This window comes from Pseudochrobactrum sp. B5 (genome assembly GCF_001939785.1).
Classification (GTDB): Bacteria; Pseudomonadota; Alphaproteobacteria; order Rhizobiales; family Rhizobiaceae; genus Pseudochrobactrum; species Pseudochrobactrum saccharolyticum.
The window spans coordinates 699,415-711,318 of sequence record NZ_MOYL01000002.1; the positions used below are offsets into that span (position 1 = coordinate 699,415).

10 protein-coding genes are annotated in these 11,904 nt (G+C 50.9%); 2 read left to right on the top strand and 8 right to left on the bottom strand.

Annotated features, from left to right (window positions below):
* Positions 1 to 84 precede the first annotated feature (84 nt).
* The 4 genes from BKD14_RS09815 to BKD14_RS09830 all read right to left on the bottom strand — a co-directional run bounded on the left by BKD14_RS09815 (position 85) and on the right by BKD14_RS09830 (position 5,304).
* Positions 85 to 789 (bottom strand): ABC transporter ATP-binding protein, encoded by a 705-nt coding sequence (locus tag BKD14_RS09815; protein ID WP_075655849.1) that lies wholly within the window; start codon positions 787 to 789, stop codon positions 85 to 87.
* Between the two features lie 8 nt (positions 790 to 797).
* Complete coding sequence (locus BKD14_RS09820) at positions 798 to 2,024, bottom strand: lipoprotein-releasing ABC transporter permease subunit (protein WP_225688404.1); 1,227 nt, start codon at positions 2,022 to 2,024, stop codon at positions 798 to 800.
* Between the two features lie 143 nt (positions 2,025 to 2,167).
* Positions 2,168 to 3,496 carry a proline--tRNA ligase gene (gene proS / locus BKD14_RS09825; RefSeq protein ID WP_075655552.1) on the bottom strand — a complete coding sequence of 443 codons (1,329 nt, stop codon included), beginning with the start codon at positions 3,494 to 3,496 and terminating at the stop codon, positions 2,168 to 2,170.
* A 737-nt stretch (positions 3,497 to 4,233) separates the two neighbouring features.
* Positions 4,234 to 5,304, bottom strand: a complete 1,071-nt coding sequence (locus tag BKD14_RS09830; protein ID WP_075655554.1) for a helix-turn-helix domain-containing protein — start codon at positions 5,302 to 5,304, stop codon at positions 4,234 to 4,236.
* 146 nt (positions 5,305 to 5,450) lie between these two features.
* Here BKD14_RS09830 and BKD14_RS09835 point away from each other — a divergent pair, with 146 nt between their 5' ends.
* Positions 5,451 to 6,152 carry a hypothetical protein gene (locus BKD14_RS09835; RefSeq protein WP_075655556.1) on the top strand — a complete coding sequence of 234 codons (702 nt, stop codon included), beginning with the start codon at positions 5,451 to 5,453 and terminating at the stop codon, positions 6,150 to 6,152.
* A 58-nt stretch (positions 6,153 to 6,210) separates the two neighbouring features.
* Here BKD14_RS09835 and BKD14_RS09840 read toward each other — a convergent pair whose 3' ends face one another.
* The gene (locus BKD14_RS09840; RefSeq protein WP_022711727.1) at positions 6,211 to 6,477 is read right to left on the bottom strand and encodes a DUF1467 family protein; all 267 of its coding nucleotides are present in this window, start codon (positions 6,475 to 6,477) and stop codon (positions 6,211 to 6,213) included.
* Positions 6,478 to 6,671: 194 nt separating this feature from the next.
* Here BKD14_RS09840 and BKD14_RS09845 point away from each other — a divergent pair, with 194 nt between their 5' ends.
* Complete coding sequence (locus BKD14_RS09845; RefSeq protein WP_245293610.1) at positions 6,672 to 7,481, top strand: hypothetical protein; 810 nt, start codon at positions 6,672 to 6,674, stop codon at positions 7,479 to 7,481.
* A 55-nt stretch (positions 7,482 to 7,536) separates the two neighbouring features.
* Here the strand turns inward: BKD14_RS09845 and BKD14_RS09850 are convergent, their stop codons facing one another.
* The 3 genes from BKD14_RS09850 to nuoN all read right to left on the bottom strand — a co-directional run bounded on the left by BKD14_RS09850 (position 7,537) and on the right by nuoN (position 11,903).
* On the bottom strand, positions 7,537 to 9,156 hold the full coding sequence (locus BKD14_RS09850) for a ribonuclease J (protein WP_225688402.1): 1,620 nt from the start codon (positions 9,154 to 9,156) through the stop codon (positions 7,537 to 7,539).
* A gap of 466 nt (positions 9,157 to 9,622) precedes the next feature.
* Positions 9,623 to 10,399 (bottom strand): biotin--[acetyl-CoA-carboxylase] ligase, encoded by a 777-nt coding sequence (locus BKD14_RS09855; protein WP_075655560.1) that lies wholly within the window; start codon positions 10,397 to 10,399, stop codon positions 9,623 to 9,625.
* Between the two features lie 67 nt (positions 10,400 to 10,466).
* Entirely contained in the window at positions 10,467 to 11,903 is a 1,437-nt protein-coding gene (nuoN, locus tag BKD14_RS09860; protein ID WP_075655562.1) for an NADH-quinone oxidoreductase subunit NuoN, read from the bottom strand.
* Position 11,904 lies beyond the last annotated feature (1 nt).

The window sequence follows — 11,904 nt, forward strand, 5'->3', positions numbered from 1 at the left end:
CTTGTTTCCGTATCTACAGAACAAATAAAAATGCCGCATGCATATTTCAGCATACGGCATTCAATAATTCAGCTTGTCTTGCAATCAGGCGGCAGGTTTTCTCAAATCGAGATCAACAATCTTGCCGTCTTTCAGTGTAACGCAACGATCCATGCGTCGTGCCAGATCATGATTATGCGTTGCGATCAGCGCAGACAGGCCGGACTGACGCACCAGCGCCTCCAGTGCCTGAAACACATAGGATGATGTTGACGGATCGAGATTGCCTGTCGGTTCATCCGCAAACAGCACCAGCGGTGCATTAGCAACTGCACGGGCAATGGCCACACGCTGCTGTTCACCACCGGAAAGCTCTGACGGGCGATGCGAAGAGCGAGGCCCGATACGCATATAATCCAGCAAATTTTGCGCACGCTGTGATGCAACTTTGGATGACAGGCCACGCAACATTTGCGGCACCATCACATTTTCAAGCGCGGTAAATTCCGGCAGCAGATGATGGAACTGATAGACAAAGCCCAGATCATTGCGGCGCATGGCTGTACGTTCATCATCATCCAGCTGCGCGCAGGAGGTTTTGCCTAATATTACATCACCGGAATCCGGTTTTTCCAGCAGTCCTGCCGTATGCAGCAGGGTGGATTTACCGGCACCGGATGGTGCAACCAGCGCCACCATTTCACCGCGCATCAGCGTAAAATTCGCATCTTTAAGAATTGTCAGCTCACGGTCTGCTTCATGATAGCTGCGGCAGACATTTTTCAGCTGGAGGATCGGCTCTCCGGACATAGCAGCCATTATTCGTACCTCAGCGCTTCAACAGGATCGAGTTTGGCCGCACGCCAAGCCGGAAAAATCGTTGCAATAAATGACAAGAACAGCGCCATACCAATAACAGAAAGCGTTTCGCTGAGATTCATTTCAGCCGGGAGCTGGCTCAGGAAATAAAGCTCAGGGTTAAACAAAGTTGTACCCGACAACCACGAGAAGAACGCACGGATACGCTCCACATTGAGGCACACGACAACGCCGAGCACCACGCCTGCCAGCGTTCCCGTGACACCGATCGCCGCACCGGTCATCAGGAAAATACGCATGATTGCACCGCGGGTTGCGCCCATTGTGCGCAGGATCGCGATGTCACGCCCCTTATCTTTCACCAGCATTATCAGACCGGAAATAATATTGAGTGCCGCGACAAGAACTATCAGCGTGAGGATCATGAACATCACGTTACGCTCAACCTGTAAGGCTGAGAAGAATGTGGCATTACGCTGGCGCCAGTCAGTCAGCATCACAGGGCGTTCTGCCGCCTCTTCCACACCGGCACGCAGATCATCAACCTTGTCCGGATTATCGGCAAAGACCTCAATCGACTGCACACGGTCTTCCTGATTGAAGAACAATTGCGCCTCGCCCAAAGGCATCAGCACAATAGACGCGTCATATTCCGACATGCCGATCTCGAAGATGGCCTTGATCGGATAGGCTTTGGTACGGGCATTCACACCAAACGGCGTTACGTCACCATCCGGCGAAATGATTTTCAGATCATCGCCCACGCCCAGACCGAGATTCTGCGCCATACGGGTACCAATGGCCACACCGTCAGACGTGTCAAAGCTCGCGAAAGTACCGGATTTTACATTCTTGGCGATCAGCTCAAGCTTATTCACATCCTGCTCGCGCAGACCACGCACCAGCGCACCGGTGCCGGCACCGATACTGCCCTGCACCAGAGCCTGCCCCTCAACAACCGGAATAGCGAATTTCACGCCTTGCAGCGCATCCATACGCTTCACCAGATGATCGTAATCTTCCAGCGGGCTGTCGATCGGCGCAACAATCAGGTGGCCGTTGATACCGAGAATACGGTTGAGGAGCTCCGTGCGGAAGCCGTTCATCACCGCCATAACGATGATGAGTGTGGCCACGCCGAGCATGATGCCGGTGAATGAAAAACCGGCAATCACAGAAATAAAAGCCTCGCGACGGCGGGAACGCAGATAGCGCCATGCAATCATACGTTCCAGTGAGGAGAATGGTCCGGTGCCCTGACGCTGTGCCTGAGCTGCCGGTTTCTTTTCCTGTTGTTTCTTTGGCAATTTATCGAGCAATTGCGCTCCCCCGTTGCCTTGATTTCCACCTGTCGCAGGCTTTTTGAACATTACTGCCCCGCAGTCAGAAGATTGATTGCGGCTTCAACAGTCATAGTCTGACGTTCACCGGTTTTACGATCTTTGACTTCAACTTCACCATTGGCAACGCTGCGCGGACCGGCAATGATCTGTACCGGCACACCAATCAGATCCATGGTTGCGAATTTCGAACCCGGACGGTCGTCGCTGTCATCGAGCAGAGGATCAAGACCGGCATTGGTCAGGGCTTCATAGAGCTTTTCCGATACAGCATCACAAGCCGCATCGCCCGGCTTCATATTGACGATACCTGCACCAAACGGTGCAATGGCTTTCGGCCAGATGATACCGTTTTCATCATGGGATGCTTCAATCGTTGCAGCAACCACGCGTGAAGGGCCGATGCCGTAAGACCCCATGGAAACCAGATGTTCTTTGCCGTCCGGTCCCTGCACTTTCGCGCCCATTGGCTCGGAATATTTGGTGCCGAAATGGAAGATGTGACCAACTTCAATACCGCGTGCAGCAACCTGATTGCCTACATCGACTTTTGCCCATGCGGCTTCATCGTGCATTTCTTCAGTCGCAGCGTAAGGCGTTGTCCACTGGTCAACGATAGATGCCATTGCCGCATCATCGAAGAAGTCGATATCTGCACCCGGCACTTTCAGATCGAGATAAGCGCGGTCACAGAAAACCTGACTTTCACCGGTATCCGCCAGAATAATAAATTCATGGGACAGATCGCCGCCGATCGGGCCGGTATCAGCACGCATTGGTACAACCTGCACGCCAATACGGGAGAATGTGCGCAGATAAGAAACGAACATGCGGTAGTAAGCAGCTTTCGCACCTTCGTAATTCAGGTCAAAAGAATAAGCATCTTTCATCAGGAATTCGCGCGAACGCATCACACCGAAACGCGGACGCACTTCGTCGCGGAATTTCCACTGAATGTGATAAAGGTTCAGCGGCAGGTCTTTATATGAACGCACATAGGAGCGGAAAATATCGGTGACCATTTCTTCATTGGTCGGGCCGAACAGCATTTCACGCTCGGAGCGATCTTTAATACGCAGCATTTCCTTGCCGTAAGCATCATAGCGGCCGCTTTCGCGCCACAGATCAGCAGACTGGATTGTCGGCATCAGAATTTCATTGCCGCCTGCGCGGTTCTGCTCTTCACGAATGATCGTATTGACCTTGTTCAGAACCTTCAGACCCAGCGGCAGCCATGTGTAAATACCGGCTGACTGCTGGCGGATCATCCCCGCGCGCAGCATCAGACGATGGGAGACAATTTCTGCCTCTTTTGGATTTTCTTTCAGGATCGGCAAAAAGAATCGCGACATACGCATGGAGGAACCACCGGAAATTGCTCCCGATCCCGTTAGAATCAGGAAAAAACACATAAAATCTCTCGTGTTTATTAACCACTTATCATGGCAATGAAAACCCGTCTCACGCAGTGCGGAGCCAGCAAATCTTCAGTCACGAAGGCATGCAGACCTGACGGATAAAGCCTGCCAAATTATGGCAGCTCCCGATGATTCCTTATATTTCAGGAGATCGGGATAAAAATAATGTGAGCTTTACAGCATTTCCCGCTGCCTGAACGGCAAAAGACAGGTTCAGCTTCAGTTTTATTTATTTGTGACAATTTTTTTACATTTTTGATTTTCATCCAAAAAGCACTCTAAAAACTGCAATTCTTATGAAAATTTCATTTTAAATCGAATTAAAAACATTGAAATTTGCTTTTCGGCTTCAATTCTTATGGCATTTTTGTGTCTGCGTTTAAAAAAACGCGTGACAACTGATATTTCTCATTCTATTTTCCAAGCAACGACAACAGAGAGCAGGCTTAACTACTCTCTCACGCGGTCAAAGTCTTGGGAGGATGCAACTCAGGCGCGGTATTTCGCAGCCGCCTGTAACAAGGAAACGAGTTGGACGCGTATTTTATCAGCAAGGCTAACGCCTTGCTTTTTTTTACATCTTAATAATACAAATATAGTGTGATTATAAACTCCGGTTTTGCTTCATCACGATAATAAAGCAATTCTCCTCAAAACTCATGTCATGCAAGGCCGTGCTATTCAGTGATGCTGGTGCCGGACATAATTATTTGATTACGATATGTTTTAGGTGCAATCCCCGTCACCCGTAAAAATTCGCGATTGAAATTCGATTTGGTGAGAAAGCCGCTGGCAAATGTGATCTGCGTCACCGGCTCATCCGTCTCCTGCAACAGACGACACGCTTCTTCGACACGAAAATTATTCACATAAACCGATACGCTGATCCCGCGACACCGGTTAACTGCCTCAGAGACATGGCGTGGTGGCCTGCGTAGCCGGTGAGCAATGCGCTTCAGGTTGAGCTCCATATCCTTATAAAGCTGTTTATCCCGCATCAGCGCATCCAGCTCAGTCACAATGGCCAGATGCTCATCTGTTGTCAGCGCAGTCTCAGATACAAGCGCATGTGCCTTCCCCTCATCCCGCTCATCTTCATCAGCATTAGTGCGATTATTCAGTGCCACACCGGCCGCCGCGCCCAATACCAGCAAAGACAGAATATTGGTGACCAGAATGATCGAGGGGGAATAGCGACCACTGTTCCAGAGAAAATCAAAATTAATCAATATATCAACGATTACAGAGCCGATCAGCATAGTGGCGGTTATCTGCATCGCCCGATAAGAGCGCATAATTCCGTCCAGTCGCGCAGCAATCAGCACATCCGGCCCCGCAAAACTCAGGCGCAGCAGAGCCAGACCATAGGCCAAAAATATCACGATAATTGCCAGCGCCGCCAGATCACGGCGTATAAGCAGCAACACAAACACCACCAATACAGGCAGCGAATGCGGCCAGATTTTATCCGCCCGCAAGGCATCATCACTATTCTGCACCGTGAGACTGCGAAAACTTAAATAAGACAATCCGGCAATTATAGATGCCAGTAAAATCTGCACGGGCAGAACAGCAAGGATGTCATAGCCCCAGCGCAGCCCAAGCAAAACCGATTGCAACATATAGGTACCGATCAGCCCGATGAAAAACATATCCGCACGGTTTCCCGCCTCGCGATTGCGCAAGAGCTGCACCAGTATAATCGCCAACAATATTGTCAGCACAAATGGCAGCGGAATAAAAATCATCGGCAAATATCTCGGTCATGTCTCATCATGTGATCAGGAACATGAAGCAAAACGCGTTATGCGTCGACCTTGATCCTGTTTCAGGTCGCAGAAATACACAGTCCGGCAAATGATCCCTGCATTATCAACGCAGCAGGATCAAAATAATGGACTATATGCTTCTCTCAATTTTACTTTCCGCCATTCTCACGCTCAGCGGTTGCAGCAATGAAACAAACGCATCGGAAAAAACCGTGGCAACAGACGGCATAAAGAGCGTAACGATCAGCGGCGATGCCAGCCTTATACACCTGACAGCGAATGACGATCCGAAACAACTGGCTGTCATGAGTGCCAAGCCATCAGGCTGGCTCTCAGGCTGGTTCTATAATGACTGTAAATCCAAAGGCGAGATGACTGTCAGCGGCCAGACATTGCTGATTAAAGCGAAAAACAGCGGCTGGTATGATCTGTCCGAATGCAACACCTATCTGCAAATCAATCTGCCGCGCAATGCGGATGTGACGATTAATCAACCCGCTTTCAAAGGGGAGTTACAGGGGCAATTTGCCGATCTGAATATAGAGACCCGCGCCGCAGATATCAGCCTGCAAGGCTCTGCCACATCAGTCAGAATTCGCGGCGATGCTTTCCGCACCAGACTGCAATTTGACGGCACAACAGAGCCACAACAGATTAATATTGCAGGGCGTGCACTGGATACGAGTCTGATATTTCCGAAAGGCACTTCGGTCAGTTATCGTATCCATTCCAAAGCCTCCCTGCTCGATGCCAAGCTACCGAATACGCAAGGAGCAAAGCCGGAAATTCTGATTTCAGGCGATTATGCCCGCACTGAAATCAGATAGAAATTATCGAATAGCGCTATAATTACAGTGCCTTATGGCAAATATTTCAGAATGAGATTCACAGTTCAGGGAAGAAGTGCGGAATATCATCCAGACCGAAACCGAGTTTCTGCGTCACAAACCAGAACAGGCCGAAAATCACTGTCGCAAGGATGGTCGTACGCAGAAAAGCCAGCCAGATCCGCGGGCGCGCCGGTGCGCTCGCGACTGTGCCGCGCACAATATTATTCTCTTCTGCCTGTGTACGCAGACCGAAAGGCAGCATGGCAAACAGGCTTGTCCACCAGATGATAAAATAGATCGCCATTCCGGACATAACAGACATATTTTTCCTCCCCGCATAATTCTCTTAAAGGATTATGCATCATTATTGACCGCAGCATAGAGCAGCGAAAGAACACGGGCAAGAGACAGCATCACGCAGTTTCTCACAATGATACGCATAAAAATGCCAGCTTCAAATTTCAGGTAATGCGCTTAACCTGCTTATTATTTCGAATAATATCAGGTCATTAGCCGATGATGCGCAATATATTTCTCTACATTATAACATTCATATTATGCAGCATTGTCAGTTTCATTCCTGCTGCCAAAGCGCAAGAATCCGACGCACAACAACTGGCAAAGAAACTGGCCAATCCGGTTTCCAGTCTCATAAGCGTGCCTATTCAAAACACTTATACCTGTTGTACCGGCGCCAATAATGCCGGTCGTTTTACCACCAATATTCAGCCGGTTATTCCCTTTTCCATCAATACCGACTGGAATTTGATCGTGCGCACCATTGTGCCAATCATTCAGCAAAGCTCCCCTGCGCCGGATATCGGAGCGAAACTCGGACTGGGTGATACGGTACAGAGCTTTTTCCTGTCTCCGGTTCAGAAAACAGATGGCATCATCTGGGGGGTGGGACCGGCCTTTCTGTGGCCAACCGCCACCAATGCCATGCTTGGCAATCAAAAATGGGGTGCAGGCCCGACAGCCGTTGCGCTCAAACAAATACACGGCTGGACGATGGGCATGCTGGCCAATCATATCTGGTCCTTTGCCGGAGAAAACGACCGGCAGAATGTCAGCGCCACACTGATCCAGCCTTTTATCAGCTATACTTTTCCCAATACGGTCGGCTTATCGCTCAACAGCGAAATGACCTATGACTGGACGAATGAGCAATGGACAATACCGGTTGATCTCGGCATTTCCAAAGTTTTCACCTTCGGCAAGCAACATGTCAGCCTTGGTGTTACCGGCCAATATTACGCAAGCAAACCGGATAACGGCCCTGACTGGGGCGCTCGTTTTACAGCGACATTTCTGTTTCCCAAATAAAAACCGCCGGTGAATGGCTCACCGGCGGCGAAATATTTATCCTGAACAGAAACGATCAGGCTTCCGGAATACGGGTGACAAAAACTGTGGTCACCGGCTTTTTGCCCCAGACATCATTGGCCGCAGCACGCACTGCACGCCGCGCGGCTTCACGCACCAGCTCGATATCCTTGCGACGCGCGCGCGGAATACTGTCAACAGCGCTAACGACTGCATCATAGAGCAGGTCTTCAATCAGATTGCGCTGACTGTCTTCTTCCGGCAAACCAAAGGCCACAACCTCCGGCTCATCATAAATTTTATGCTGATTATCAAGAAGAATGGACACCGCCACATGGCCGACATAGGCCAGCTTGCGGCGCTCGGTGATGCCCATTTCATCTTCATCACCAATCAGACGACCGTCTTTATAGATGCGGCCGTAAGGCGCCTCATCAATAATCTTCGCTGGCCCCGGAGCCAAACGCAGCACATCACCGTTACGCACCTGTGCCACATCCGGAATACCGGCCTGTATGCCCAATGTGCCTTGCGCAACCAGATGCGCAGCTTCACCATGCACCGGCACCAGAATTTGCGGGCGTACCCACGCATACATGCGCTTCAGCTCATTGCGGCGCGGATGACCTGAAACATGCACAAGCGCATCATCATCCGAAATGATCTTGATGCCCTGCTCGATCAGCATGTTTTTGATTTCAATGATCGATTTTTCATTACCCGGAATAGTACGGGACGAGAAAATCACCGTATCACCGGCGGTCAAAGCCAGTGAGCGCATTTCATCGCGCGCCAGCTTGGCCAGCGCAGCGCGTGGTTCACCCTGACTACCGGTCAGCACCATCACCACATTTTCACGCGGGACATAGCCGTAATCTTCTTCCGAGAGGAATTCCGGCAGACCTTCCATATAACCAAGCTCGGTTGCTACCGAGATACAACGCTTCATCGAACGGCCAACAACCAGCACCTGACGACCGGCATCACGTGCAGCTTCGGCAATCGAGCGGATACGGCCGACATTGGAAGAGAATGTGGTGATTGCCACACGACCTTTGGCATTTTCGATCAGCTCACGCAGGCTTTCCGATACCTGACGCTCGGACGGTGATTCACCCTCGCGCATCGCATTGGTGCTGTCGCAGACCAGTGCCAGTACGCCTTCATTACCCAGCTGTTCAAAACGGGTTTCGTCGAGCACAGGCCCGAGCGACGGCTCCGGATCGATCTTCCAGTCACCCGTATGGATCACACGGCCAAGCGGCGTAGTAATCGCCAGCGATACCGGCTCAGGAATGGAGTGGGTAACGGCCAGTGCTTCAATCTTGAAGCTGCCTACTTCAAAACTTTCACCGGCGCGGAACACGGTCACCGGAATTTCCGGCGCATTATATTCAGCCTGACGTTTGGCTTCGAGCAATCCGGCGGTAAACGGGGTCGCATAAACCGGCAGGCGCAGACGCGGCCAGAGATCCAGCAGCGAGCCATAATGATCTTCGTGCGCGTGGGTAATGATAATGCCGCGGATATTATTACGCTCGGCTTCCAGATAGCGGATATCCGGCAGGATCAGGTCAGCCCCCGGCAATTCAGGACCTGCAAAACTCACGCCCATATCGATAATGATCCATTCACGCGCATGCTCCGGCCCGTAGCCATACATTGCGAGGTTCATACCGATTTCGCCTACGCCGCCCAATGGCAGGAACACCAGTTCCGCTTTGCCATTCACAGCGCTATCGTTTTGCACATCATCCAAACGGGACTGGGGCATTCCCCCTCCTCAATAAATATTACTTCCGACACATTATCATGTGGCATTTTCCATGCTCTTTTAAAGACAGAGCCGGATGCACACAGGCATGACAATGCAAATTCAACATATTAAAGCATTTCCAGCAAAAGTGGGTACCGGTTTTGCGCCGGATAATGCGTAAAACAAAGAATTAGAGCGGTTCCAACGATTCAGTCATAACTGGAAGCGCTCTAATTTCATGACCGCTAAAGTGATTTGAAGCAAGAATAGTTCTCAAAAATTCTCAACTTACAAAAAGAAAACTGAAGTTTTGCACTTCAACTTAACAATTATAGCAATACCGGCCTTTTACCAGTTCACAGCCTGCACTTCATTACAGGATGCTTTAGCGTGTTTCAGCACCAAAGAAAACCTCACCGGCGGAGATCGTCTGTTTTCGTCCCTGTGGCAAGGTCAGAACCAGATGCCCCTGCGCATCAATAGAAGAGAACACACCTTCCAATGTCTCGCCGCCGCTTTGCACCCGAATGACTTCACCCAGCCTTGCCGCATGACGCAGCCAATGGGTACGGATAGTTTCCAGACCCTGACCGTTATTCCACAAAGCAAAGTTCACAGCAAAGCGCTCTGCCAGCGCCTGCAATAGCTGTTCTGCACCCTGTTTATAGCCATTGGCTTTCAGACTGCTCACCGCATAGGGCACGCCTTCCGGAATATGCAGCACATTCACACCAATACCGATAACCAGAGCCTTGCGCCCGTCTTTCAGCAAACTGGATTCAAGAAGAATGCCCGACAGTTTCGCGCCATCTGCCAGCACATCATTCGGCCATTTCAGCTGAAACCGTGTCTCTGTCTCCGGCAGCAATTGCTCAACGGCCTCAACCAGTGAAAGACCGGCGACGAAGCTCAGTGTGGCAGCCAGTTCCAGCGGATAATCATGAATAAGCAGCAAGGTTGCAGCGAGATTACCGGTCTGTGTTGACCATTCACGACCACGACGACCACGGCCGGAGCGCTGATCCTTGGTCACATACCAGACAGCACTTTCCGCCCCTGTCTGTGCTTCTGTCAAAGCTTCGGCATTGGTTGAACCGATATATTCGAATTCCTTTAGCCCGTAACCGGCAGCAATTGTTTTTTCACTCAGAACAAAACTCATCATGCACCTTACAAAAAGAAACGCCCGGCATAAACCGGGCGTTTATAACATGCTTATTCAGATCGTATCAGAAAAATGCTTTGGCAGCATTTGTCGCCCAGATCATGATCGGCGAAGCGATCAGCGCATAGAGCAGAACGAAAGCTGCGGATACGCCCATCACCAGTTTCAGCTCACCGGCGGGTGCTTCAAGACCGCCTGCAGGCTCATCAAACCACATGATTTTGATAACGCGCAGATAGTAGAAGGCACCAACAACGGAAGCCACGATACCGATAACCGCCAGCGGCACCAGACCAGCCTGAACTGCTGCAAGGAATGTGTACCACTTACCGAAGAAACCGGCCAGCGGAGGAATACCTGCAAGCGAGAACATGAAGATGGTCATGATTGTCGCCATCACCGGATTGGTGCGGGACAGTCCGGCCAGATCATTGATCTCTTCAACAGTGCCGCTCTTGTTACGCATTGCCAGAATGAATGCGAATGTACCCAGTGTCATCACCAGATAGATCAGCATGTAAATAGCAACGCCGCGCACACCGTCTACAGTACCGGCAGCAAGACCAACCAGAGCATAACCAACATGGCTGATGGACGAATAGGCCATCAGGCGTTTGATGTTTTTCTGACCGATCGCCGCGAAAGCACCGAGGATCATCGAAGCCAGAGCCACGAAAACGATAATCTGCTGCCAGTCAGCGGTCAGCGGGGCAAAGGCACCCATGGTCACGCGTACCAGCAATGCAATAGCAGCCATTTTCGGAGCCGCAGCAAAGAAAGCGGTTACAGGGGTTGGCGCACCTTCATAAACATCCGGTGTCCACATATGGAACGGAACAGCGGAGATTTTGAATGCCAGACCGGCCATGATGAAGACCAGACCGAAGACCAGACCCAACTGACGCTCGCCGCCGGTAACAGCAGTAGCAATATCAGCAAAATTGATTGTGCCGGTGTAACCATAGACCAGAGAAATACCGTAAAGCAGCATACCCGAAGACAGAGCGCCGAGAACGAAATATTTCAGACCGGCTTCTGTGGAACGTACGCTGTCGCGGTTGAAAGCGGCCAGCACATAAAGCGCCAGCGACGACATTTCGAGGCCGAGATAGAGAGCCAGCATATTGTTGGCGGATACCATCAACAGCATACCGACAGTCGACAGCACTACCAGAACCGGAAACTCAAACTTGTTGAATTTCTGGTCTTTGGCAAAGCCGACCGACATGATCAGCGTGACGACCGAACCGATCAGTGTCAGCACTTTCATGAAACGGGTAAAGCTGTCGCTGATGAATGCCGAGCCGAAAGCAGCGCCGTCAGCAGGGAAAACCAGCACGAGTGCGAGCGCACCAAGCAGCAATGCTACAGAAAGACCCGTAACAATGGTGTTGGCACGGTCGCCGGAAAATACACCCACCATCAGCAGCACCAAGGCGCCAACTGCGAGCAGCACCTCCGGTGCAGCGAGAGTAAGGTGGGCAATCAGATCGGTGTACATC

What these genes read in the sequence shown, in the direction of transcription:
- BKD14_RS09850 (WP_225688402.1), bottom strand. Translation starts at nt 9,156, where the DNA reads ATGAACCTCGCAATGTATGGCTACGGGCCGGAGCATGCGCGTGAATGG.
- BKD14_RS09815 (WP_075655849.1), bottom strand. Translation starts at nt 789, where the DNA reads ATGTCCGGAGAGCCGATCCTCCAGCTGAAAAATGTCTGCCGCAGCTAT.
- BKD14_RS09835 (WP_075655556.1), top strand. Translation starts at nt 5,451, where the DNA reads ATGGACTATATGCTTCTCTCAATTTTACTTTCCGCCATTCTCACGCTC.
- BKD14_RS09830 (WP_075655554.1), bottom strand. Translation starts at nt 5,304, where the DNA reads ATGATTTTTATTCCGCTGCCATTTGTGCTGACAATATTGTTGGCGATT.
- BKD14_RS09855 (WP_075655560.1), bottom strand. Translation starts at nt 10,399, where the DNA reads ATGAGTTTTGTTCTGAGTGAAAAAACAATTGCTGCCGGTTACGGGCTA.
- nuoN (WP_075655562.1), bottom strand. Translation starts at nt 11,903, where the DNA reads ATGTACACCGATCTGATTGCCCACCTTACTCTCGCTGCACCGGAGGTG.
- BKD14_RS09840 (WP_022711727.1), bottom strand. Translation starts at nt 6,477, where the DNA reads ATGTCTGTTATGTCCGGAATGGCGATCTATTTTATCATCTGGTGGACA.
- proS (WP_075655552.1), bottom strand. Translation starts at nt 3,496, where the DNA reads ATGCGTATGTCGCGATTCTTTTTGCCGATCCTGAAAGAAAATCCAAAA.
- BKD14_RS09845 (WP_245293610.1), top strand. Translation starts at nt 6,672, where the DNA reads ATGATGCGCAATATATTTCTCTACATTATAACATTCATATTATGCAGC.
- BKD14_RS09820 (WP_225688404.1), bottom strand. Translation starts at nt 2,024, where the DNA reads ATGATTGCATGGCGCTATCTGCGTTCCCGCCGTCGCGAGGCTTTTATT.